Raw genomic sequence first — 22,975 nt, 5'->3', positions numbered from 1 at the left:
TCCATGAAGTTTTACAGTTTAAACAATCCAGAAAATCAAGCAAGTTTCAAAGAAGCCGTTATAGCTGGAATTGCGCCAGACAAAGGCCTTTATTTTCCCGAGAAGATAGAAGCTTTACCTACTGATTTTTTTGACCAAATAGAGACCTTATCCAACCATGAAATTGCTTTCCAGGCCATTCATCAATTTGTAAAGGATGACATTGAAGATGAAGCCTTACGGGAAATCATTGCCAACGTGCTTGACTTTGATTTTCCAGTGGTGGAAATCGAGGAAAAGGTGGCCACCTTGGAACTTTTTCACGGTCCCACCATGGCCTTTAAGGATGTGGGAGCGCGATTTATGGCCAACTGCTTGGGCCATTTCTCCAAAGGAGAAAAAACGGAGGTAACGGTTTTGGTGGCCACTTCTGGGGATACAGGAGGTGCAGTGGCCAATGGATTCTTGGGAGTGGCTGGCGTGAATGTGGTCATCCTGTACCCTAGCGGAAAGGTATCGGACATCCAAGAACGGCAACTGACCTCCTTGGGCCAGAACATTGTGGCCATGGAAGTGAGCGGGGTTTTTGACGATTGTCAACGCATGGTTAAAACCGCCTTTTTGGATACCGAAATCACTGACCACAAAAAATTGACCTCGGCCAATAGCATCAATGTTGCTCGCTGGTTACCCCAGTTGTTCTACTTTTTGTTTGCCTATAAACAGGCCAAATCCCAAGGAAAGGAAATTGTGTTTTCCGTACCATCCGGAAATTTTGGGAACATTTGTGCCGGAATGGTGGCCCAAAAACTAGGTATGCCTGTAAAGCATTTTGTAGCAGCTACCAATGTCAATAAAGTGGTTCCTAATTTCTTGAAAAATGGCGTATACGAACCGCTACCTTCTATTGCCACCATCTCCAATGCCATGGATGTGGGCGACCCCAGCAATTTTGTTCGGATACGACATTTATATCAAGATAAATTGGACAATTTGCGGGATAACCTCTCCTCCTTTTCCTTTTCGGATGCTACTACTAGGGAGACCATGAAAACCATCCACCAAAATTCAGGGTATGTGGCAGACCCGCATGGAGCAGTAGGATACTTGGGACTAAAAGAATATCAAAAAGTCAATCCGGACACCTACGGTATCTTCTTGGAAACCGCGCATCCCGTAAAATTTTTGGATGTAGTAGAAGAAACCTTGGGTATAAGTCCTGATATTCCGACCCAAATTCAAAAGGTGATGGACAAGGAGAAAAAATCCATCAAAATAGATAATTACGAAGGCCTAAAATCTTATTTATTGGGCAGCTAACCGCCCCATCTTCCAGTTAACACCATATTGTTTAAAAGATTCGGAATTTTTAGGTGTTTCTTTCCCGAATTCGAATAAATTTACCCCGTAAACTGGACATAATGAAATCAACTGCATTAACTCAAACCCATATTGCTCTTGGTGCCAAGATGGTTCCTTTTGCAGGGTATAATATGCCCGTTTCCTACGAAGGGGTAAACGTGGAACACGAAACCGTACGCCAGGCCGTTGGGGTCTTCGATGTTTCGCACATGGGTGAATTTTTGATAGAAGGGCCGAAGGCATTAGAGCTTATCCAAAAAGTAAGTTCCAATGACGCTACCAAGCTTACGGTGGGCAAGGCTCAATATAGCTGCATGCCCAACGAGACTGGTGGGGTTGTGGATGATCTTATCATCTATCAGGTTAAGGAGGAAACCTATTTATTGGTGGTCAACGCTTCCAATATTGAAAAAGATTGGAACCACATTTCAAAATATAATGAGTCCATTGGGGCAGCGATGAAAAATATCTCTGATGACTATTCCCTATTGGCCATTCAAGGACCAAAGGCGGTGGAGGCTATGCAATCGCTGTCTTCCATTGACCTATCGGAAATCAAATTTTACAACTTTGTGGTAGGGGATTTTGCAGGGATTGACCATGTAATTATTTCCGCTACGGGGTATACAGGTTCAGGTGGGTTTGAAATCTATTGTAAAAACACTGAAGTACAACAGGTCTGGGACAAAGTCCTGGAGGCGGGAGCCGATTTTGGCATCAAACCTATTGGCCTGGCCGCTAGGGACACGCTCCGATTGGAAATGGGATATTGCCTGTACGGAAATGATATTGATGACACCACTTCTCCCCTAGAGGCTGGTTTGGGTTGGATCACCAAATTCACAAAGGATTTTGTGAACAGCGAGGCTTTGGCTGCCCAAAAAGAAGCTGGGGTCACTCGCAAACTTATTGCTTTCGAACTTCAGGAACGAGGTATTCCTAGACAGGGTTATTCCATTGTGGATGCAGATGGCAACGAGATTGGAAAAGTGACCTCTGGAACCATGTCTCCTTCCCTTTCCAAAGGGATTGGATTGGGATATGTGCCAAAAGAGCTTTCCCAAGTGGATACCGAAATCTTTATCCAAATCCGAAAGGCACAAGTAAAGGCAACCATCGTAAAACTTCCATTTTATAAGGGATAATGATAGATTTTCAGCCCATTTTAGACCAAATACAAACGAACATTCAACAATGTTTTGATAAGGGTCGGGTGGCTGACTATATCCCGGAACTTTCCAAAGTGGATGCCAACAAATTTGGCATTTCCATTTTGGATAGCAATGCCCAACAATTTTCCGTGGGTGATGCGCAGGAACGGTTTTCCATCCAGAGTGTATCCAAGGTACTTCTACTCTCCATGGCCTTTGCCAAGGTAGGCGATGCGCTTTGGGAAAGGGTGGATGTGGAACCTTCGGGAGATCCCTTCAACCATCTGTCCCTTTTGGAAATGGAAAATGGGATTCCCAGAAATCCCTTGATCAATGCCGGAGCTATTGTGGTCTGTGATGTATTGTTGTCCCAACTCAAAAATCCGAAGCAAGAATTTATACAATACATCCGTAATATTGCTGGTGATGCTTCCATTGATTACGATTTGGAAGTGGCCGAGTCCGAAAAAAGAACGGGGTTTAGAAATTATGCTGCGGCCAACCTGATTAAGTCCTTTGGGAATTTGGAGCATGATGTGGAGGATGTCCTCGATTTCTATTTCCATTCCTGCGCCATTGCCATGAGCTGTGAGCAGCTGGTCAAGGTGTTCTATATTTTTATGAATCGGGGCAATTGTTTGCAAAACAACAACTATATCAATCTATCGCAAGTAAAGCGTATCAATGCCATCATGCTCACCTGCGGGTTTTATGATGAGGCCGGGGAATTTGCCTTCGAAGTGGGCTTACCCGGAAAGAGTGGTGTAGGAGGTGGTATCGTGGCCCTATTGCCCAACCATTTTTGTGTGGCCACCTGGTCGCCGGGACTCAATGAAAAAGGAAATTCCAAGCTGGGGATGCTGGCGTTGGAGCAGTTAACAACCGAAACCGGTTTGTCAATTTTTTAGTTTTTGGATAAAAAGAAGATACTCATATTGGGAGCCAGTGGCTTTATTGGCAATGCCATTTATAAAGAGCTCTGCAACTATTTCAACACTTTTGGCACCTATTGCCGCACCACCATCTATAGTGATAATGGGCAATTTCTCCGTTATGACATGCGTGAGGATGATATTGTAAGGTTACTGGATGATGTTCGCCCGGATTTTATCATCTCAGCCCTTCGAGGCGAGTTTGCTGCCCAAATACAGGCGCATGAGCATATGATGGAATACCTCATCAAAAATGAGGCGAGGCTGTACTTTATTTCTTCCGCCAATGTTTTTGATGCTTATAGTAAATTTCCTTCTTACGAGTATGACAAAACCTTGTCTGAAAGTGTGTACGGTAGGCTCAAAATCAAGATTGAGAACATGATGATGCGGTTACCCAAGGAAAAGGCGGCCATCCTCAGGGTGCCCATGGTCTTTGGAAATACCTCCCCCCGAGTAAAGGAAATCAAAGTGCATTTGGAGGCCCATGAACCCATCGAAGTATTTCCCAACCTCATTGTCAACGTCACCAACGACGACCGGCTAACTCAACAAATCCACTACCTCATCAACAGGGACAAAACGGGCATTTTCCATTTGGGAAGCAAGGATCTCATCCAGCATGAGGAGTTTATCAAAGAAATCATTAAAAAAATGGGGAACTTCCACCCTATTTTAAAGCGGGTGTTCACCACCAACGAAGACCGTTATCTGGCCGCATTGCCCAAACACAACAAATTACCGAAGAATCTACGGGTAAAGTATCAGGAGATTATTGATCATCATATTCCGGTTTGACAATTTACAATGGGCAATGAACAATTATCAATTAACCCGTTGCTTTCACCCTTCGCCTTTTACACAAAACCCAAATTCCAAAAATCAAATAATCCACAAAATGAAGAAATCACTACTCCTTTTTAGTCTGTTACTCGCCATAAATTTTGGTATTGGTCAAACCTACCAGGACTCCATTGTTGAATATCAAAACGAGCTAAATGATTTTTATAGCGACGAAGAAAAATCACCCCTGACCCAAAAAGACCTTAAAAAATTTAAGGGGCACGACTTCTTTCCCATAGATGAGAACTTTAAAGTCGTGGCAACATTTGAAAGGGCAGTCAATGCTGTTCCTTTTTTAATGAAAACCACCACAGATAGGTTGCCCACCTACAAAGTTTACGGGGTGGCTACTTTTCAATTAAATGGGCAAACACTAAAATTGAACATTTACCAAAACCACCGACTTCGTGAGACCGAGAAATATAAAAATCACCTGTTCTTGCCTTTTACAGACCTCACTAATGGCAACGAAACCTATGGAGGTGGAAGGTTTATTGATATGGAAATACCGGAAGGAGACACCATAGTCATTGATTTCAACAAGGCCTATAATCCGTACTGTGCCTACAACAAAAAATACTCCTGCCCCATTCCACCCAAAGAGAACAATCTGCCAGTCCATATAAATGCTGGGATTAAAATTTGAGGTATTGCCAATAACAACGCAATTAAGCATTTGACGGGAGAGATATCTGCTAAATTCAAAGGCTAAATTATATTAAATTTTACATATATGTATACTTTTATTTTAATTATTATATTTATTTGTATACTTTTGAAGTAATTTACATATATATATGTATACTATTTGGAGTCATGAGAAACAAAAAACAACTTCTTTTAGAACAACTGAATCAAAAACTGGGGAAGTTTACTGATGCCAAATCGGTTCAACTTCCAGAAAAAGGTTGGATATATACTATCCGAACCACTATTAACATGACCCGGCTTCAGTTGGGCCTCAAACTTGGCTCAACCAAAGGTGCTGTGCAAAAAATTGAGGAGCGTGAAGCCACCGGTCAAATCAGTGTTAACAAATTAAGAGCTGTAGCTGAGGCCCTAGACCTGCAATTGGTATATGGTTTTGTTCCTAAAGATGGTTCCTTGGATCAGCTTATCAAACGCAAGGCTGAAGAACTCGCCCAAAAAATAGTGCTACGAACCCATCAAAACATGCGGTTGGAAGATCAAGGCATAGAAGGTGGCAAAGTTGATAAGGCCATAAAGGATCTTACCGAGGAGCTTAGCAGGGAGGTCAGAAGGTCGCTATGGGATTAAATTTGCACTATGCACCTGGACAGACCCCTATAAACGAAGAGGAAAAAGAAGGTTTAAAAATTAAGTCCATCACCACACAGGGCGAGTTGGACGAACTTGAGCAATTGAACATTGAAAGGGCAGTGGAGTGGACCATCCGTAACAAGCTCACGCCAGAGAAGGTGCTGACCGAAAAGTTCATCAAAAACCTTCACAAAAGAATGTACGGGGATGTTTGGAAATGGGCAGGCGAATTCCGAAAATCGGAAAAGAATTTAGGCGTTTCTTGGCATCAAATCAACATTGAGCTAAAAACCTTGCTCGATGACACCCTATACTGGATAGTAAACGATACCTATGTCCCAGAAGAGATTGCCATACGATTCAAACATCGGATTGTGAGCATTCATTGCTTCCCCAACGGCAATGGGAGACATTCACGATTAATGGCCGATGTGATCATGGAATCTGTTTTTGGCAAGGAAGTATTTTCATGGCATCAAGGAAATATGACCAAGCCAGATGCAGTAAGAAAGTCTTATATCAGGGCCTTGAAAAAAGCGGATCAAGGAGACATAAAACCACTTTTGGACTTTGCGCTAAGGTAGAAGGCGTTAAGCCTTGATCACCATATCAAAATCCGCGGCAGTAGCAATGACTTTCCCAATGATTTCTGGAGCAACGGAATTTTCTTGGGACTTTTCATGTTGGGCAGGTAAGCCCATTTGCTCAAAAAACTCCCTAAATCCCTTTGGACTGTGAATGTTGATCCATTTGCAGGGCGCATTACTTTTGTTTCCAAAGGTGTGCAAGGTTTTGGGAGGAATGTCCACTGATTCCCCTGCCCTTACATTCCTTATTTCCCCATTGACCATAAACTCCATTTCCCCTTCCAAAATCAAAAAGGACTCTTTGTACGAATTGTGCAAATGCGGTGGTGGCCCAGGTACATGAGGTGGTGTTTCAGCATACATTAGATCATAGTCCCCAGTGGTATCATGAACGGTTACCTTATGCCCCAACACCCATCTAGTGTTCGAATTTTCCATTTTATAAGACGTTTGTCTCACAAACATAGAGGATCTTTTTGGTTTTTCAAAAACTTATAAGATATTTGTCTCATGAATGAGGATTACATCCAAACAGGGCGTACCAATCAAAAACTGGAAACCCGAGACAAAATTTTGAAAAGTGCCCAGTACTTCTTAAAAAAGGGAAAGGGCTTTAATCTAGAGAATGTAGCTCAAAAGTCTGGAGTATCCCGGGCAACCATTTATAGGTATTATTCCAACGTGGAAATCTTGACCACAGAGGCCAGTTTGGATATCAATACCCTCAATTCTGAAGCTATTTTGGAGAACTATCAGGATAAAAGTCTGGAAGAAAAGGTCTTGGGCATCCAAGATTATTTCAATAGACTTTCCCTGGACAATGAACCCCTTTTCCGACGATATTTAAGTGCCGTGGTGATACCTGCCACTCCAAAATCCGTACGAGGTGCCCGAAGGATCAAGGCCTTGAATTTGGCTTTGGAAAAAGAAAACCTTCCGTCCCAAGAAAAAAAGGATTTGGCCAAACTACTTACCCTTTTTATGGGCATAGAACCCTTGATTGTGACCAAGGACGTGGCCGGATTGAGCAACAATGAATCCCAAAGAATGCTGAAATGGGGGATGCAATTGATTCTTAAGGGCTATCTTTCAGGGAACGAATAGATTTCCAAGCCTCTAATAGTCAACATGAAAATATAAACAATTAAAATGGCGACAACACCCGAACATGATCAGCGAATGGCCAGCATGACCTTCACCTCTGTTTACCCTCATTATTTATCCAAAGTGGAAAAGAAAGGCCGTTCCAAGGAAGAATTGCATCAGGTGATTACCTGGTTAACGGGTTACGATGAAATTACCCTACAGAAACACATATCCGAAAAAATCACTTTTAAAGAGTTCTTTGCTCAGGCTAGCTTGAACCCCAACGCCCATTTGATCAAAGGGGTCATTTGTGGGTACCGTATTGAAGACATCACCACGCCACTTACCCGACAAGTTCGCTATTTGGACAAGTTGGTGGATGAACTTGCCAAAGGGCGCAAGATGGAGAAGATTTTGAGAGCCCTCTAGGCGGTTTTATATAACCTTTTCAGTTGCTTTCCGCATAGTCCGAAGGCGAATGTCCAAGCTCCTGCTTGAAGACCGTGAAAAAATAGGCCGATTGGTTAAATCCTGTGTCGTAATACTTTTACGGTTTGGATTTCATTTGAACTTAAAAAGTTACCTTACCAAATGAAATAAACAACAAATCCGTTAATTGTTGTACAAAAGTCCATTGCGAGACCATGTTTGAAAACGTTAAAATAAAAACCGGCCAACTAATCTTCGATTGCCTTGTTGATGGCAATAAAGAAGGTGAATTGATATTGTTTTTACATGGTTTCCCAGAGTCTTCCTATATGTGGAGAAGACTCATGTCGCACCTTTCACAAAATGGATTCTATTGCGTTGCACCTGACCAAAGGGGATTTAGCAAAGGTGCCTGCCCTCGTGGCAAAAAGAATTACAGGCTAGATAAACTGGCCCAAGACGTTTTGGACATTTCCAAGGTCCTGGGCAAGTCAAAATTTCACCTAGTTGGGCATGATTGGGGAGCTGCTGTGGGTTGGAAAGTGGTCCATGATCATAAGGATGCCATTTTAAGTTGGACTGGGATTTCTGTTCCCCATCCTCAAGCTTTTGGCAAAGCCATTGTGGTTAATAAGGAACAGCGTAAAATGAGTCAGTACATCAAAAATTTTCAATGGCCCTATCTTCCGGAACGGGGAATCCGAAAAAACAATTTTAAGACATTCCGAAGACTGTGGAAATACAGTGAACCAGATGAAGTAGAGGCATATCTAAAGATTTTTAGCAGTCCTAAACAATTGACCGCCACCCTAAATTACTACCGAAGTAACTACAAACTACTGAAAATGGCTGCAAACAGAAAGATACTTGGGGATATCCATGTTCCCACCTTGTTTATTTGGGGAAAAAAGGACCTTGCCATTGGATTCTATTCCGTAGATGAGAGTCATCAATACATGAAAAATGACTATGATTATCTGGAATTGGATGGAGGGCATTGGCTAATCCAGACCAATTACCAAGATTTGGAAAAGTACATTGGTTTGCATATCAACAAAAACCAGAGGGCCAAAGTATCTTAATTGGCAATGAAGTCCGAAGGCGAATGTCCGAACTCCTGCTTGAAGACTGTGGAAAAATAGGCGGGTTGGTTAAATCCTGTGGCGTAGGCTACCTCGGCAATGCTGCTATGTCCTTCTTCCAATAGGTGGGCCGCAAGCTTTAAACGTTGGCTTCTAATAAATTCCGTTGTGGAAAGCCCGGTTAGTGCCTTTAACTTGCGATGTAAATGCATGCGACTCAGGCCAACCTGTTCCGCAAAAGTTTGGGCATTAAACTCCGGATTGGTCAACTCCGTATCCAGTATGTGTTGGATTCGTTTCAAAAGCTCCGTGTCCACACTGGTGAGCTCAACATTCTTGGCTTTAAAAAACGGTTGGTTGCCAAACTTTTCCTGAATGGCCGTTCTAGTGGCAATCAACCTGTCAATAACCACTCTTAATTTCTCTTCTTTAAACGGCTTTATCATATAGGCATCTGCCCCTGTTTTAAGTCCTTCCAGCTCATTTTCCTCTCCAGATTTTGCGGTCAACAATATGATTGGGATATGTGAGGTCCTTTCATCGGTTTTAAGCGTATTGCTTAATTCGATTCCATTCTTTATCGGCATCATCACGTCGGAAATAATCAAGTCAGGAATCGTTTCCAATGCAATGTTCTCCCCTACTTCTCCATTTTCCGCCTCCAGTATGTTATATTCCTTTTTGAAAAGAGTTTTGATAAAAAGCCTGATTTCTGAATTGTCATCCACTACCAGCAGTACGGGTAGGGAGCTTTCTTCAACGTATTTGTCCGCCATATCTGGCTCCAGGCCCATATCGGCACTATCCCCTTTTATGCTGGACAGCACATCCTCATCGGTCACGATTTCTGTCTTGGAAAAGGCATTTTTTGAAACCGGCAGAGTTACTTCAAATGCTACGGTTGCTTCATTGGGTTTGTAAGCGCGCACCGTTCCCTTGGCAAGATTTGCCAATTCCTGAACCAGGGAAAGGCCAATACCAAAACCTTGGTTCATCGTATTGGTTTGGTAAAAACGGTCAAACAAAAGCGGTAGTTCTTTTTCTGATAGGTCACTGTTTTGGTTGATCGTAGTGATACTCAATTGTTGCCCAAGCTGAACAGCCATAAATTCGATTTGACCTTGCCGTTGATTGTACTTAATGGCATTGGACAGAAGATTCGTAACAATTTTTTCCACAACTTCCCTATCAAACCATGCCTTGTTGGGGATATCAATCTGACTAATGAAAACCACATCGGTTTGTTGGGCCCGATACTGAAAAGGTTCTATCAAATGTGTCATAAAAAGTTCCATGTTCCCCTTGGAAACCCGAAGTTTTCTACTACCCGATTCAATTTTGGATAAATCCAATATCTGATTTACAAGTTTCAGCAAACGGTTGGCATTTCGTTGGATCAATCCTAAATCTGTTTTATCATCCATAGAAAGTTCTTTTTTGGACAACTGATGCGCAACGGGGCCAGAAATCAAGGTCAAGGGCGTTCGGAATTCATGGGAAATATTGGCAAAGAACTTGGATTTGGCCGCCTCCAGTTCCTTTAATCGTTGATTGGTTTTTTGTTTGTTCCGAAAAAGAAAAAACAAGGTAATAAATGCCAATCCCAAAACTGAAATACTGCCAACGAACAAATTCCGTTGATTTTTGGATTTTTGCTCGGCCAATTCCGATTGGGAAGTCAACAGTTCTATTTCTTGCTGTTGTTTATCAGTCTGATATTTTTTGTTGAGTTCCTCAACTTCCAGCTCGTTTTGGGATTTTTGGACGATCGCTTCCAATTCCATTTGGTTTTCAAGGGCCGCCAAGGCACTCTTAAAATCATTGCTGTCTTTGTAAGCACTATACAGTCCCCGATAAACGTTGAGAAGTTGCATACGCATAGACTCCTCATTTCCATCCTCTTCAATAAGTGCCAAAGCTTCTTTGAAATGAACTATGGCTTTTTGGTACTGCTTTTTATGCCCATATAAATCTCCCAGGTTGATCCGGTTAGTAACCTTACGCACTTCTTGTCCAGAACTTTTTGGAATCGCAGAAGCTTTTAAAAGATACTTCTCCGCATCTGCGAAGTTGTCAATTTCCAAGTAGGTTTCACCCAATCTTCCATAAATGCTTCCAAGGATTAGCAAATCTCCATAAGATTCATAATACTCCTCAGCCTTAAGCAAGTGTTGAATGGCCTTTTCATTCTCTTGTACCAGATCGTAATGTGTCCCCAGGGCAAACTCCCCGTAATGCACTCCCTCTTCCAATCCCAAAGTCCGGTAGATATCCATACTTTTTTCAATGTACGGTACCGCTTCTGGATTTCTTAGTTCGGAATATATCATCCCAATATTGGTATAGGCTGCCGCTAAGGATTTGTCCAACTCATTTTGAGAGGTATAAATAGAATCCAGCTTTAAATAAAACGTAAGGGCTTCTGGGTATTCCGTAAGCTCAAAATGCCGGTTTCCCAACAAGATGTATATGGAAGACAGGGTTCTCCAATCGTCGGTTTGTTTCGCATTGAACAAGGCCAACTGCGCATACTTTTTGGATAAGGAGACGTTTCTTCGGATGTTATAAATCACACCTATCTTCTTATAACAGTCCGCCAAATAGGATTTGTTTTGAAGCTTTTCAGCGATTTTCGAGGCTTTTTCGATATGGTAAAAGGCACTATCAATGTCGGATTTGGCAAATTGATAACGCCCACTAAGCGATTGATAGAGATACTCGCCATTCACATAGTTGTTTTTCACGGAAATCTCTCGAATATTTTTTCGATAGCGGTCCGCGGAATCAGGAGAAGTATAGAGGTAGGCCACAAAAAGTTGCTCATTTATTTCCACCGATTCCTCAACATTGGTATTTCCCTTGAGCAATTGTTTCAAGGAATCAATTTCCTTTTCGGTTTGACCCCAGGATACGGAAACACCCAGGAGCAGGAACAATATGGAAATTAAAGACTTCATTTTAAGGTTGAATCATAAAAAGGTACAAAAAGCATATGAATGGGGTTTGTTGTATTTCAGGCTTATCGATAATAGGTCATGTATCCAGAAGAGGGAAATTCAGACGGACAACTACCTGAAGTTTCCCTGACAACCCGCAAAGTACCATCCGTCTGTAACTGAAAGTAGAAATATCCGCCTGACTCCACTTCATAGCAGTGTTCGGTGGTAACCGCCTCAGGATCGGCATGGGTAGCAGCTCCCATAAGGGTTCTGTAAACATGGGACTCCGTACCCCGCACAATCTTGACCGTTCCATGTAACGTTGTAGCTACCAGCAATGGTGAAAACTCGGTTTGCCCATGATAAGGTGTTGAAAAAACTTCTTCCGTGTCAAACCATGGCCCGGCAATGGTGCCCGCCCTCCCACGTGGGCCTCTACAACTTAAGGGCTGTGCAAGGGGTTTGGGTCCAAAAAGGTCGTACATCTGATTTCGCAAGTCGGTCGTGAAATAATCATAGGGACAAGTGGCATGCCTAAAAGTCTCAACAGGATGGAAACGGGCATTGTTGAGAAACGTTAGGGAGCGCTCCGAGTGATATACGCCAAAATCAAAGCTCTTTGCCTGAACTGTGCCAGATGTCTTTCCTATTAATTCTCCCGCCGAAAAACTAGCCAAGGTTGGAGCCTGGGCATCAAACAAAGGTATACCTTGGCTCACCACTGCATCCCGAATTGTAGAAACTGGATTGGTAATATGCCCAAACCGTAACACCACCTCACAACTAGCCCGAAACATGGGTTGATAGTCCGTGCCATTAAAAGTGACATGCACCAAATCCATGTCAACTGGAGCATAAATGGGTACTTCCGTCACTTCAGGTTTAATAAAAACATAGGTATGCGCCGAAAAGTTATGGAACGGCTGCAATTCTCCCAGAGGCTCTATATGTGCTATATCATCGAGATCAGTAAATGAATTCGTAAAGGTTACATTGGGATTGGAACCTGTTTCACAGACCGAAGACAGAGGCGGTTCACCGCCATCATCACTTCCGCAAGAAATGATCAAAAAGACCATGGAGGTTTTTAAAACAGACTTAACCCAAATTCCAACACCAATGCCTTTAACAATAAATCGCATCACCTGGCAACAAAAGAGTTGTTTTTATCCGTAAAGCGATGCAAACGGGTATCGTTGGAACCACGTTTGTAATAATCCCTGTCTCTGCTAGTTCCCTTAAAAGCTTCAATATGCAGGTAATTCATGTTCCAGTTATCACCACCTACACCTCCGCTAAAAGTAGTCTGCAAAACCACTTTGGAAATGTCTGAAGTGGCGTAAATCTTTTTGTTCAGGGTTACATCAACAGAAGTTGTAGCATGGTCTTTCCATCGGGTGCCTTTGTTCACATTCCGTATCGTCTGTGTTCCTCCATTTCTATAATAAACCACGATATTGAGATTGTCGTTTCCTCCCCTGAGATCATCATCCCCGGTTCTAATCCAGAATCGTAATCTATCAATGGGTTTTCTTGATGGTATAACCTTAGCCTTGTTAGGGCCTGAGGTGGATGTTCTGGTAGCAGTTCTTGTTTGGGGCGATTTGCTATTGATCACAGCTAAAAAAGTCTTGTCCCTACCTGTAAAGCGTTTCAATGGGGCCCCGCGCTTTTCGTAGACTTTCCTATTTCTATTGAAACCTTGGACATGTATCCGCAACAAATCCAGATTGAAATTGTCATTCCCTGAAATGGTGTTCAGCTGGACAGATTTAATCATATTAACAGGAACAGGAGTACGCAATGGAACCGTTATATATTGCGAATAGTCATCTATCCATTTGTTCCCTTTGTTTACATTGTACACCCTTTGCGGTGCGGCGTTATGATATAAAATCGTCAAGTTTAAATTGTCGTTTCCTCCTCTGAGGTCATCTTTACCCACTCCAAATTCGAAAACCAGTTCGTGTATTTTTCCATCGTTTGGATAATCTCTTAACGAAGTTTTCAAAGGTGTTTTTTTTCGATAATTCTTATCCACAAAATAGGTTCTCCATCGCATATGTGGTTCTTCCTCGTAGTAGAAAACCTCATCCTTGAAATTGGGTCGGAGGGTCATAATCCTATTCGGGTAGTTGGGATCATAGGTGTAGATTTTCATTTTGTGTTTGTATGTTCCATTTGCCAGATCTTGGGCAGTTCCAAAATCATAGCCAATAGCCACCACTTGATGGTTCCCTGGATCGGAATCTTTCTCCCCAACACTTTGGAGGCCCAGAGGCACGGGTTGTCCCCTGTTAATAAAAGGACGTAGCTCGTTGATTCGGCTTCCCGGTTTGTTTTCCACCCCCCAATTAAAAAATTCTCCATTACGAGCCCCCAGTGGGTTAAGTCCAATTTCGGCCCATTTATCCACGTTGGAGGTTATGGAAGTTACCTGACGGTCATAAAGGTACTTCTGCAACGGACTCCCTTCCGTGGGGCGAAGCGCAGTTTTAGGCGTGGAAATGTTTCTAGCGTGATAATAATCCAGAGAGGCGTAGGACATACCTCCACAAAGCCCTCCCGTTCTCCAATCTATCGCATCAATAAAGATGTTCTTAAAACTATTGTTGAATTTAAACCCATGCTGAACGGGATTAAAGCGTGTCATTTTTTTGGTCTGGCCCCAAATAGGGCTTACCAAAGTGCAAAAAAGAATGAATCCTATTATTTTTTTCATTGTTACTGATTTAAAAGGTTTAATCTGGAAGGTTGTAAAAAGATTTTACCGCCTCATAGTTGGAATAGTCCAATTTGCCCGATTGGGCACTTTCAGGAATCAACACATACCGAAACCTGTTTCCTCTGGAGCCTGAGTATTGAAATTCAGTTAAATCAACCCCGTTGGTACTTATAAGTGTTACGGTTATACCGTTTAAGGTTATCCCATTATTTCCAAACGTATAGGAGTACAAGGTGTTTGACCAACGACCAGCGTTGGGCATGGGATAAATACTTGACGTTCCCCATTGCTGTAGATATACAAACACCAAGGTTTTATTCCTAAGCTCAATATTGTCTATCTCCGTAATCAATATGTTCATTGACTTTGCCCTGGGGTCATCTTGAACATTCCAATCCGCGTCCATCCAATTGGAAAAAATTACGTTAGCGTTGCCATCTTGCCCGTCAGTTCCGTCCTGGCCATCTGTTCCATCTAACCCATCCTGTCCATCAATTCCGGGAATTCCTTGTGGCCCCTGAGGTCCTGTCTCACCATCCTCTGCAGAACAAGCAATCAAAACCGTGCATGCCATTGCAACAACGGCCAAAAAAATGAAGTGAACTTTTTTCATGATTTTAGATTTAATGTTAACCTTGTTTTTAGGGGGAAGTTTTCTTAGGTATTTCCATCCGTTACGGAATGGAAATCAACGTTGTTCCAAAATTAGAAGCGACTTCTTTTGGGTCTTTCTCCATATGTAACAAATGCTTTTGGAAATGTAACAAGGGAGCCGAAAAGTGAATGGGAAAGCGGGCTGGGATTGTATTTATTCACTATATTAAATCAAAAAAATGGACAAACTAACGATGACCCAGATAGAAACCCAGTTAAAAAATCTGGATGGATGGACCTATGATGGCGAAAGCATTTGCAAGTCTTTTATTTTTAAGGACTTTAAGGAGGCCTTTTCGATGATGACCCATATTGCTTTTGTAGCCGAACAGCAGAACCATCACCCCAATTGGGAAAACGTTTACAATCAACTTGCCATAAAGCTGAATACCCATGATGTGGGTGGCATCACCCAAAATGATTTTGACCTGGCCAGCGCTATTGAACAGATCGTGACCAAAGGGTAGAACTTCAACTTGACAAGGAGGCATTTTTTGCTAAATTTGTCGCTGTCCAAAATCAAGATTTATGGGAAGAGCATTTGAATTTAGGAAGGCACGGAAGATGAAGCGTTGGGCGGCTATGTCCAAAGCTTTCACCCGTATTGGGAAGGATATCGTTATAGCGGTAAAGGAAGGTGGTCCTGACCCGGACTCCAATGCCAGATTGCGTGCCGTGATTCAAAATGCCAAGGCGGTCAATATGCCCAAGGACAATATTGAAAGGGCCATTAAAAGGGCGTCGGACAAAAGTCAAGGTGATTTCAAGGAAGTTCTTTTTGAAGGTTACGCACCCCATGGCATTGCCATTTTAATTGAGACCGCTACGGACAACAATACCCGAACTGTGGCAAACATTCGTAGTTACTTCAACAAATGTAATGGTAGCCTGGGCACCTCTGGCTCCGTAGAGTTTATGTTTGACCATACATGTAACTTTGCCATAAATGGGGAAGGATTAGACCCGGAAGAGTTGGAATTGGAATTCATTGATTTTGGAGCCGAAGAGGTATTCGTGGATGAAGATGGTATTCATATCTATGCATCTTTTGAAAGTTTTGGCGCTATCCAAAAGGAATTGGAATCCCGCGAAATAGAAATCATCTCCTCTGGTTTTGAGCGCATTCCCCAAGTGACCAAGGAACTTTCTGAAGAGCAGGTAGCGGACGTAGAAAAACTCTTGGAAAAGATTGAGGAGGACGATGACGTGCAGAACGTCTTTCATAATATGAATGATGACATAATAAACTGATTATCAGTTATTTATGTAAAGGTTTAATAATCTGATTTGTACATCATACATTCAATGCTTTTTGAACTTCCCTAATTCTTGATAAGAAAACATAATTAACTATTAATCAGAAATTAACAATTTTAAAATATTGTAGATAGAAAATTCATTGTTGAATTAAGGTTTTCCTGAAAATGTATCTTTTTAACATAAATTGAAGTAAAAATCGAACTAATAACGAACAAATGAAAGTGTATATTTTTCTTTGGTACTATGATTATTAAACAATTGCTATTCAATAGATTGAATTAACATTTGTATGATATTAAATTCACCTACCACCCTGCTCTTTTAAAAGATTGAACATAAGAGCTTAAACTAAATTCTTTTAAATGGAAGTGATTCGGCAGTTTAAGTCTTTACGCCAACAATACAAGCAGCAATACGCCTTTCCAATTGGTCAATTAAAGGAATATGTCCGTATATGTACTTCAAGCGTTCAGGCTCGAAATACCTTTTGACCCAACGGGTCTTCAAATTTTCCAAAGTGACCAGTTCGCGCCGACTCGCCTTCGAACGACGTTCCTTGAGCATTGGCTTGAGTTCTTCCAGCCATAACTCAGCAAATTTTGAATAATCAATGGCCATTTCATCAAAATGGAACCCCATACGAAAGGCCTTTTGTAACCTTTCTATCAGTCGGACCACATGCTCATCCTCCTCGGCCCGGACCTGTTTTGCCAATAAATAGTCGGCCACCTCCAAGGCTCTTCTTTTCTTGTGTGGAATTGCATTGCGTTCATTCTTACGAATGATATTCAGGAACCCGTCAAGTGTATTTTTTTTCCATTCAATATTTTGGACCTGTAGTAGGTTTTCACGGAGCAGTTGTGCAATGGCCGGAAACTCATGGTATACTTCCCCCGAAGATTTCACGAACAGCCAGGATGGTGCCCTCTTATCCGTACCCTTGGTACAGATAAAGGCCCAATCCTCCTTTGAGTTTACAAAGCTCACTCTACATTGTATTGCTGCCTTAGTCCGTTTTAGTTCTTCGTATATTTCCTCATTGATAAGGGCACCACTGCCCTCTTTCAATCTGTACAATGGGTCAAACGCGTCGTCGAGTCCGTGCCATTGCGCATCGTCCTTTTCAAAAGGCTTGAACTCCTTTATGAACTCGGTTGCAGACATCAGTTCTTGTTCACCCTCCAATAGTTCATCGGGCAGATCTAGGTTGCCCCCAATCAGCCATTTGGTCAAAATAGTAGTCTTAACCAGGCGGCGATCCGCCTTAAGGGCAAAGGCCTCAGTGTCCTTGGACCAATAGACCTCAATGGAAATATAGGGACTGTCCATACGGTGGAGCCTTCCCACACGCTGCTCAGCAAGTCGCATAACGCTGGGAAAGTCCAGTTGAATCAAGGCCTTGGCACGTTGTAGGTTGACGCCTTCGGCCATGACATCCGAGCACAGGGCCAGCCCACGTTCCACGGTCGAGTCAATCCCAAATATCTCTTGCACATCAAGTCGGGCCTTAAGGCTAGAACCACTGACTAAATGGACTTTTTCGGAATACCCCTCCTCTTTTATCAGCTGACGTAGGTAGAGCAAGGTAAGTACCGTACTGTCAAAACCCAGAACCAGACCGTGTTTATCGATCAATTTGATCAATTGTCTTGCCTTACCTCTTTCCCTTTTGTCAGACATCGATTTGACCAGTTCCAGAATTTTGCGATAAATCGATATCTCTTCAACTAAGGCCTGGTGATACAACTTCTTTTCCGTCAACAAAACGGGCATAATATTTGGATAATCGCATTTGGGCAAGGGGAGCTCAAAAAATGACTCCAGTTTTGTGATAATGTCCCCTGTATCCGGCTTTACACCCCTGATGTCAAAGAGTTCTTTGGCACTTTTGGTCCCAACAATATGTTCCATCAAGGCAGGCCTCGAAGAGCGGAGGGCATTGCGTATATGGTAACTGGTAAAGGCTGTAGCGGACAGTATTCTTTTTTTATAATAACCAGAGACCCTATCCATATCTTCTTGGTCAATATATGAGGGTATCTTGAATTTCCGTAAATAGACAAGGCCCTTTAATTTTTCTGTCTCGGCCATGATACTTCGAGCAATGCTGATGTCCTTTTGGCTCTCCGCCGTTTTATAGGTCCTGTTCCGTACCTGCGGAAATTTGGCGGGGTTCCCGAACTTGTTCAGGTAGGAATCCTGTTCCTTTTCTATGAGTTGGTTTAGTCTTTTCTTAGTCCTTCTTAAGATGAATTTTTGTATAAACCGGTTCAATTTTTTAAGGTCCTCCGTTTTGGTCTCACGGATTGGGGATCCGTAGAGTTCCTTCAACTTTTCAAGCTCAGCGTCTCCAAGATTGTCAGGTCCAAGTAATTCAATTATACGAAGTAAATCATCGGCCTTTTTGTTAATTGGTGTCGCCGTTGATAGAATGACATAGTTTGCATTGTGTTCCTTGAAGGCATTGCTGCGGTTTGTCTTCCTAGAGAGAAAATTATGGGCCTCGTCCAAAACCAATATGTTGGTCAGTCGTAGTGCCTTTATGGCCTTGTTCCTGTTTCGGCCCTCTCTTTGCAGAATACCCATAGAAGTTGGGGATGTATTGAGAAAGCTGAGACTCATACTTTCCTTTTCCCAGTTCTCCACAACACTTTTTGGACAGAGTACCAGACTGTTGCACTGGTCCCTCTTTCCGCTTTCCCATAACTTGTGTATCAAGGTGAGCATGCACATTGTCACCATCCTTGTTTTACCGGAACCCGTCGGGTCGGCCACTAGAACGCTACCCTGTTGGTCCAAGAGTATCATTGATTTGGCCAGGCCGCTTATTTGAAAGGGCCAAAGGCCAGCATCGTCGATTTTACGCTTAAATTCTGGATAGTTTGAGATCCAATTGCCCTCCAGGATTTCTGCCAACCCTCGTGCCAGGGCATGCTCCCAAGGTACCTTTTGAAGCAATTGGCGCAAGAGGGACTGCATGTCATAAGCCTCCCCCTCAGCCCAAAAGTTCTGTGCCTTTTGTTTTATGCTATGGTACTGGTACCAGTTCAGCTCCTCTTGGCCTGCGGACGGTTCTGAGTCTGAGGCGGGCTGGGACCCAACTCGGATGGTAGCCTCTTTTTGGGTCGTTGTACCCTGTATGGAAAAATTGGCAGATCCCAGAATGGCATGGTGGTCACCTACATATATTTTGGAATGTTGCCGCTCCTTGATGCGGAACTCGACATTGCCTTTTTTGATGTGCTCAATCGTATGGATTACCATGCCGCCCTTGAGGACGTCTATGCCCTTATCGATCCAAAATTCCTTGATCGTCTCCGACAAGGGCGTTCTGGCATAGGATTTTCTCTTCTGTACCTGGGGTTCAAAACCCAACAAGATCTTGGTCTTCCTTTTGATATTCAGAGGCTCATTGCCAAAGATCTCAACAATATTGGCCAATGAGGTGAAGCCAGTAATGATAAGGTACTCCTTGGAATTCCCTAGATCGTTCAAAATGACATCCTTAATCCTTCTCCCATCCTCATTCACGGGAAAATCATCCTGAGAGGGCCATTCATGGTAATGATGGTCAAAGTCAATGGCTATCTGTTGCTTTTCTTCAAAAGTCATCTCTGTAGGTATTCCAATATTATTGTCCACTTCCGCAAATCTCATTTTGCTGGATACTATGGGCATAATGCTCCAATACAAGATACATATAAAAAGAATTAGGGGTCACAGTGGTATCTAGGTCTTTGAATGCGAAATCCTCTCAACATATTGGTCCAAAAGCGACATTGATTTTGTACTGGAATATTTCCTTACAGTGCATTTTACCTTTACTTTGTTACAATATTTTAAATATTTTACCCTTATTATATTACATAATATATTTATTTTTACCTTTATTTTGTTACATTTATCTCAAACATGACCTTTAAAAGAACAGTTACTGAGCAGCTAGGACAATGGAAGGGGGCTGAAGATCGAAAACCCCTTATCCTCAGGGGAGCCCGACAGGTAGGGAAGACTACCCTTGTCGAAGAATTCGCCAAGAACTATGATCATTTTATCCCATTGAACCTTGAAAAATCCTCAGATCGGGAATTCTTCGAAGATTATGAGGAGGTACCGACCTTAGTAGAGGCCCTTTTGCTTTCCCGGGACATTTCGGCCGATCAACTATCACAGACCCTACTCTTTATTGATGAGATCCAAGAATTTCCAAGAGCCATCCAACAGTTGCGTTATTTTTATGAGCAATTACCAGATTTACATGTAATTGCTGCGGGATCTTTACTGGAATTTGCCATGGGACATGTGGAGAGTTTTCCGGTGGGCCGTGTAGAATACCTCTATCTATATCCCCTTAATTTCAGCGAATACCTCGCAGCGATCAACCACAATGCCGCCCAAAAACTACTGTTACAGACACCTATAAGCCCCTTGGGCCATAAAATCCTAATGGGACTCTTTCACCGTTATGCCATCATAGGAGGGATGCCCGAGGTAATCAAAAAAGACATAGGGGATGGTAATCTGGCCAACCTGCCCAAAGTTTACGAAAGCATTTGGGCCACTTATAAGGACGATGTGGAAAAGTATGCCTCTAATACAACTGAACAACGGGTGATTCGGCATATCATGGATACAGCACCTTTATATCTAGACCAAAGGATCAAGTTTCATAATTTTGGAAACTCCAACTATCGATCCCGGGAAGTGGGCGAGGCCATGCGCAATTTGGATGCGGCGAAGATCATTCAACTGATCTACCCCACCACAGATTTGGAACCCCCTATTAAACCGGACCTTCGAAAATCCCCACGAATGCAGTTTTTGGATACCGGGCTGGTGAACCACACACTGAACATCCAAGGTAGGTTGTTGGCCATGGAAGATATGGGAAATGCCTTCAAGGGAGCACTCATACCCCACCTGGTGACCCAAGAGCTCATTTCCTTAAATTCCCTTAGCAACATAAAACCTAATTTTTGGGTACGTGAAAAGGCACAGGCCTCATCAGAAGTAGACCTGGTGTACTCTTATGGAGACAGAATAATTCCCATAGAGATCAAATCAGGGGCTACCGGTTCCCTAAAATCGCTTCACCAGTTCATGGACCGAGCTGGCCATCCCTATGCCATACGAATGTATTCCGGTGAGTTTCGTATCGAAAAGGCCAAGACAAACGCCGGGACATCATTTCTATTGATGAACCTTCCCTATTGCTTAGGGACCCAACTACCTAATTATGTTTCGTATTTTTTGTCCGAGCATTCACTGTGACCAATTTATGAAATACCCTAATTTTAATATCAATCCTATTCTGTTATGTACAATATACTATCGTTGGATGGTGGGGGCAGCTGGTCCCTGCTCCAGTTCCTGACCCTAAAACACCGGTATGGTAATATCAAGGGCCATGAGCTGCTTCGCAATTATGATCTGGTAGCGGCCAATTCCGGCGGCAGCATTGTTCTTGCGGCACTATGCTGCAATTGGGACATGGAGACATGTTTGAAACTTTTCTACCAAAAAGAGAACCGGGACCTTATTTTCTGTAAGAACACCTTTTGGGAAAAGTACTTCCCAGCTGATATTACGGGACTGTTCGGTGCTGGGCCAAAATATTCGGTCAAGAAAAAATATGCAGGATTCAAGGAATTATTCAAGGATATCGAAAAAATTCCTATGGAAAACCTTCCGGAATATGTGGGCAAACCCACCATACGGTTTGTAGTGACCACCTTCGATGCACTCCATAACAAGGCCAAGCTCTTCAAATCCTATAGTGCTTCAGACCAGTCATTTGATTCGGTCAGTCTTGTACAAGCGATAAGTGGCTCCACCAACGCCCCGATAAGCTATTTTGACTTTCCGGCCAAGATAAAGGCCAGGGGAACCGAGCGATTTTATTACCTCTGGGACGGAGCACTGGGCGGTTTCAATAACCCCGTTGCCGCCGCTTTTACCGAGGCCATAACACTGGGTGTCAACAAAGACGATATCAACATCGTTTCTCTGGGCACTTCCAACAAAATTATCTCAAAACGGGAACGGAAGTATTTTTACCTTCTATACATCAATGTTACAAAACACCGTAAGACCAAACCTCGACTCGGACTGAGGTTCTTTGGTAAAACGGTGGTGAACCAAGCCAAGACAATTCTTTACGAACCACCGGACTGGGCCAACTACATCACCTATATCTGGAGGTTTGAAAATTCACTGGCACGCACACAGGACAACAAAAAAAGATTCATACGGCTGTCTCCTTTGATCCATCGCAACCCTGGGGACGACAACCCAGAGGAACTGGATCGGTTGATCGACACCCTTTATGACCTTGATATGGACCTGACCAAAAACAAGGATATTGAACTATTGAAGAAATGTTTTGAGAAATGGTCCGCCGGGGAACTTTACAACCAACCCATAAGGACTACTGTCGACGGTGACGGCAACGTGGTCCACGGTTTTGGTCACAAGTATTTTCACGAGGGAATGGATGATTGGAACGATTTGGGCATCTGACAGCGGATACTTTGATTCTGACAAAAAATTGATAGTTTTATGGTAAGTTTTAACTTACACCCCTTGTCATTATCCATTTAACGGTGTGCAATGTACATTCAACCTTATTTCAGCTTGATTTCTGTGGATGATTATAGCTAACCAAT

20 protein-coding genes are annotated in these 22,975 nt (G+C 42.7%); 14 read left to right on the top strand and 6 right to left on the bottom strand.

The window, feature by feature from the left end; all coding sequences use genetic code 11:
- The first annotated feature begins 3 nt into the window (after positions 1 to 3).
- The 7 genes from thrC (at position 4) to ACO6S0_RS04275 (ending at position 6,132) form a co-directional block, all read left to right on the top strand.
- The gene (gene thrC, locus ACO6S0_RS04305) at positions 4 to 1,299 is read left to right on the top strand and encodes a threonine synthase (RefSeq protein WP_422350778.1); all 1,296 of its coding nucleotides are present in this window, start codon (positions 4 to 6) and stop codon (positions 1,297 to 1,299) included.
- A 101-nt stretch (positions 1,300 to 1,400) separates the two neighbouring features.
- Complete coding sequence (gene gcvT / locus ACO6S0_RS04300; protein WP_422350777.1) at positions 1,401 to 2,486, top strand: glycine cleavage system aminomethyltransferase GcvT; 1,086 nt, start codon at positions 1,401 to 1,403, stop codon at positions 2,484 to 2,486.
- Positions 2,486 to 3,400 carry a glutaminase gene (locus tag ACO6S0_RS04295; protein ID WP_422350776.1) on the top strand — a complete coding sequence of 305 codons (915 nt, stop codon included), beginning with the start codon at positions 2,486 to 2,488 and terminating at the stop codon, positions 3,398 to 3,400. The genes gcvT and ACO6S0_RS04295 overlap by 1 nt, the downstream gene beginning before the upstream one ends.
- Before the next feature lie 3 nt (positions 3,401 to 3,403).
- On the top strand, positions 3,404 to 4,222 hold the full coding sequence (locus tag ACO6S0_RS04290) for a sugar nucleotide-binding protein (RefSeq protein WP_422350775.1): 819 nt from the start codon (positions 3,404 to 3,406) through the stop codon (positions 4,220 to 4,222).
- Between the two features lie 100 nt (positions 4,223 to 4,322).
- Positions 4,323 to 4,913, top strand: coding sequence for a DUF1684 domain-containing protein (locus tag ACO6S0_RS04285; RefSeq protein ID WP_422350774.1), 591 nt, complete (start codon positions 4,323 to 4,325; stop codon positions 4,911 to 4,913).
- A 170-nt stretch (positions 4,914 to 5,083) separates the two neighbouring features.
- Entirely contained in the window at positions 5,084 to 5,545 is a 462-nt protein-coding gene (locus ACO6S0_RS04280) for a mobile mystery protein A (RefSeq protein ID WP_422350773.1), read from the top strand.
- Positions 5,536 to 6,132, top strand: a complete 597-nt coding sequence (locus tag ACO6S0_RS04275) for a mobile mystery protein B (RefSeq protein WP_422350772.1) — start codon at positions 5,536 to 5,538, stop codon at positions 6,130 to 6,132. The genes ACO6S0_RS04280 and ACO6S0_RS04275 overlap by 10 nt, the downstream gene beginning before the upstream one ends.
- A 6-nt stretch (positions 6,133 to 6,138) precedes the next feature.
- On the opposite strand, the gene ACO6S0_RS04270 is transcribed toward ACO6S0_RS04275, so the two are convergent.
- A complete protein-coding gene (locus ACO6S0_RS04270; protein WP_422350771.1) occupies positions 6,139 to 6,573 on the bottom strand; it encodes a cupin domain-containing protein in 435 nt (144 codons plus the stop codon).
- A 72-nt stretch (positions 6,574 to 6,645) separates the two neighbouring features.
- On the opposite strand from ACO6S0_RS04270, the gene ACO6S0_RS04265 reads away from it, so the two are divergent.
- The 3 genes from ACO6S0_RS04265 (at position 6,646) to ACO6S0_RS04255 (ending at position 8,732) form a co-directional block, all read left to right on the top strand.
- Positions 6,646 to 7,239 carry a TetR/AcrR family transcriptional regulator gene (locus ACO6S0_RS04265; protein WP_422350770.1) on the top strand — a complete coding sequence of 198 codons (594 nt, stop codon included), beginning with the start codon at positions 6,646 to 6,648 and terminating at the stop codon, positions 7,237 to 7,239.
- 45 nt (positions 7,240 to 7,284) lie between these two features.
- A complete protein-coding gene (locus ACO6S0_RS04260; protein WP_422350769.1) occupies positions 7,285 to 7,650 on the top strand; it encodes a DUF2200 domain-containing protein in 366 nt (121 codons plus the stop codon).
- A gap of 215 nt (positions 7,651 to 7,865) precedes the next feature.
- On the top strand, positions 7,866 to 8,732 hold the full coding sequence (locus ACO6S0_RS04255; RefSeq protein WP_422350768.1) for an alpha/beta hydrolase: 867 nt from the start codon (positions 7,866 to 7,868) through the stop codon (positions 8,730 to 8,732).
- On the opposite strand, the gene ACO6S0_RS04250 is transcribed toward ACO6S0_RS04255, so the two are convergent.
- The 4 genes from ACO6S0_RS04250 to ACO6S0_RS04235 all read right to left on the bottom strand — a co-directional run bounded on the left by ACO6S0_RS04250 (position 8,729) and on the right by ACO6S0_RS04235 (position 15,009).
- Positions 8,729 to 11,689: a response regulator gene (locus ACO6S0_RS04250; RefSeq protein ID WP_422350767.1), complete on the bottom strand. Its 2,961-nt coding sequence runs from the start codon at positions 11,687 to 11,689 to the stop codon at positions 8,729 to 8,731. The genes ACO6S0_RS04255 and ACO6S0_RS04250 overlap by 4 nt on opposite strands.
- Positions 11,690 to 11,751: 62 nt before the next feature.
- Positions 11,752 to 12,750 (bottom strand): hypothetical protein, encoded by a 999-nt coding sequence (locus tag ACO6S0_RS04245; protein ID WP_422350766.1) that lies wholly within the window; start codon positions 12,748 to 12,750, stop codon positions 11,752 to 11,754.
- Between the two features lie 62 nt (positions 12,751 to 12,812).
- Positions 12,813 to 14,393, bottom strand: coding sequence for a hypothetical protein (locus ACO6S0_RS04240; protein WP_422350765.1), 1,581 nt, complete (start codon positions 14,391 to 14,393; stop codon positions 12,813 to 12,815).
- A 19-nt stretch (positions 14,394 to 14,412) separates the two neighbouring features.
- The gene (locus ACO6S0_RS04235) at positions 14,413 to 15,009 is read right to left on the bottom strand and encodes a hypothetical protein (protein WP_422350764.1); all 597 of its coding nucleotides are present in this window, start codon (positions 15,007 to 15,009) and stop codon (positions 14,413 to 14,415) included.
- 220 nt (positions 15,010 to 15,229) lie between these two features.
- Between ACO6S0_RS04235 and ACO6S0_RS04230 the strand changes: the two genes are divergently transcribed.
- Both ACO6S0_RS04230 and ACO6S0_RS04225 read left to right on the top strand, forming a co-directional pair.
- Entirely contained in the window at positions 15,230 to 15,517 is a 288-nt protein-coding gene (locus ACO6S0_RS04230) for a 4a-hydroxytetrahydrobiopterin dehydratase (RefSeq protein WP_422350763.1), read from the top strand.
- Between the two features lie 61 nt (positions 15,518 to 15,578).
- Positions 15,579 to 16,301: a YebC/PmpR family DNA-binding transcriptional regulator gene (locus tag ACO6S0_RS04225; protein WP_422350762.1), complete on the top strand. Its 723-nt coding sequence runs from the start codon at positions 15,579 to 15,581 to the stop codon at positions 16,299 to 16,301.
- A 390-nt stretch (positions 16,302 to 16,691) separates the two neighbouring features.
- On the opposite strand, the gene ACO6S0_RS04220 is transcribed toward ACO6S0_RS04225, so the two are convergent.
- Entirely contained in the window at positions 16,692 to 19,967 is a 3,276-nt protein-coding gene (locus ACO6S0_RS04220) for an SNF2-related protein (protein ID WP_422350761.1), read from the bottom strand.
- Positions 19,968 to 20,222: 255 nt separating this feature from the next.
- On the opposite strand from ACO6S0_RS04220, the gene ACO6S0_RS04215 reads away from it, so the two are divergent.
- Together ACO6S0_RS04215 and ACO6S0_RS04210 are read left to right on the top strand one after the other, a co-directional pair.
- Positions 20,223 to 21,581: an ATP-binding protein gene (locus ACO6S0_RS04215; RefSeq protein WP_422350760.1), complete on the top strand. Its 1,359-nt coding sequence runs from the start codon at positions 20,223 to 20,225 to the stop codon at positions 21,579 to 21,581.
- Positions 21,582 to 21,626: 45 nt separating this feature from the next.
- Entirely contained in the window at positions 21,627 to 22,829 is a 1,203-nt protein-coding gene (locus tag ACO6S0_RS04210; protein ID WP_422350759.1) for a patatin-like phospholipase family protein, read from the top strand.
- The last annotated feature ends 146 nt before the right edge of the window (positions 22,830 to 22,975 follow it).

It is taken from the genome of Flagellimonas sp. (assembly GCF_965233845.1).
Lineage (GTDB): Bacteria > Bacteroidota > Bacteroidia > Flavobacteriales > Flavobacteriaceae > Flagellimonas.
The sequence above is the reverse complement of the archived record's forward strand: the minus strand, read 5'-3'. Positions and strand labels throughout refer to the sequence as shown.

Excerpts from the sequence above, each read along its gene's own strand:
- ACO6S0_RS04225 (WP_422350762.1), top strand. The coding sequence starts at position 15,579 with ATGGGAAGAGCATTTGAATTTAGGAAGGCACGGAAGATGAAGCGTTGG.
- ACO6S0_RS04215 (WP_422350760.1), top strand. The coding sequence starts at position 20,223 with ATGACCTTTAAAAGAACAGTTACTGAGCAGCTAGGACAATGGAAGGGG.
- ACO6S0_RS04220 (WP_422350761.1), bottom strand. The coding sequence starts at position 19,967 with ATGAGATTTGCGGAAGTGGACAATAATATTGGAATACCTACAGAGATG.
- ACO6S0_RS04240 (WP_422350765.1), bottom strand. The coding sequence starts at position 14,393 with ATGAAAAAAATAATAGGATTCATTCTTTTTTGCACTTTGGTAAGCCCT.
- ACO6S0_RS04235 (WP_422350764.1), bottom strand. The coding sequence starts at position 15,009 with ATGAAAAAAGTTCACTTCATTTTTTTGGCCGTTGTTGCAATGGCATGC.
- ACO6S0_RS04255 (WP_422350768.1), top strand. The coding sequence starts at position 7,866 with ATGTTTGAAAACGTTAAAATAAAAACCGGCCAACTAATCTTCGATTGC.
- ACO6S0_RS04280 (WP_422350773.1), top strand. The coding sequence starts at position 5,084 with ATGAGAAACAAAAAACAACTTCTTTTAGAACAACTGAATCAAAAACTG.
- ACO6S0_RS04295 (WP_422350776.1), top strand. The coding sequence starts at position 2,486 with ATGATAGATTTTCAGCCCATTTTAGACCAAATACAAACGAACATTCAA.
- ACO6S0_RS04285 (WP_422350774.1), top strand. The coding sequence starts at position 4,323 with ATGAAGAAATCACTACTCCTTTTTAGTCTGTTACTCGCCATAAATTTT.
- ACO6S0_RS04265 (WP_422350770.1), top strand. The coding sequence starts at position 6,646 with ATGAATGAGGATTACATCCAAACAGGGCGTACCAATCAAAAACTGGAA.
- ACO6S0_RS04270 (WP_422350771.1), bottom strand. The coding sequence starts at position 6,573 with ATGGAAAATTCGAACACTAGATGGGTGTTGGGGCATAAGGTAACCGTT.
- ACO6S0_RS04275 (WP_422350772.1), top strand. The coding sequence starts at position 5,536 with ATGGGATTAAATTTGCACTATGCACCTGGACAGACCCCTATAAACGAA.
- gcvT (WP_422350777.1), top strand. The coding sequence starts at position 1,401 with ATGAAATCAACTGCATTAACTCAAACCCATATTGCTCTTGGTGCCAAG.
- ACO6S0_RS04230 (WP_422350763.1), top strand. The coding sequence starts at position 15,230 with ATGGACAAACTAACGATGACCCAGATAGAAACCCAGTTAAAAAATCTG.
- ACO6S0_RS04210 (WP_422350759.1), top strand. The coding sequence starts at position 21,627 with ATGTACAATATACTATCGTTGGATGGTGGGGGCAGCTGGTCCCTGCTC.
- ACO6S0_RS04250 (WP_422350767.1), bottom strand. The coding sequence starts at position 11,689 with ATGAAGTCTTTAATTTCCATATTGTTCCTGCTCCTGGGTGTTTCCGTA.
- ACO6S0_RS04245 (WP_422350766.1), bottom strand. The coding sequence starts at position 12,750 with ATGGTCTTTTTGATCATTTCTTGCGGAAGTGATGATGGCGGTGAACCG.
- ACO6S0_RS04260 (WP_422350769.1), top strand. The coding sequence starts at position 7,285 with ATGGCGACAACACCCGAACATGATCAGCGAATGGCCAGCATGACCTTC.
- thrC (WP_422350778.1), top strand. The coding sequence starts at position 4 with ATGAAGTTTTACAGTTTAAACAATCCAGAAAATCAAGCAAGTTTCAAA.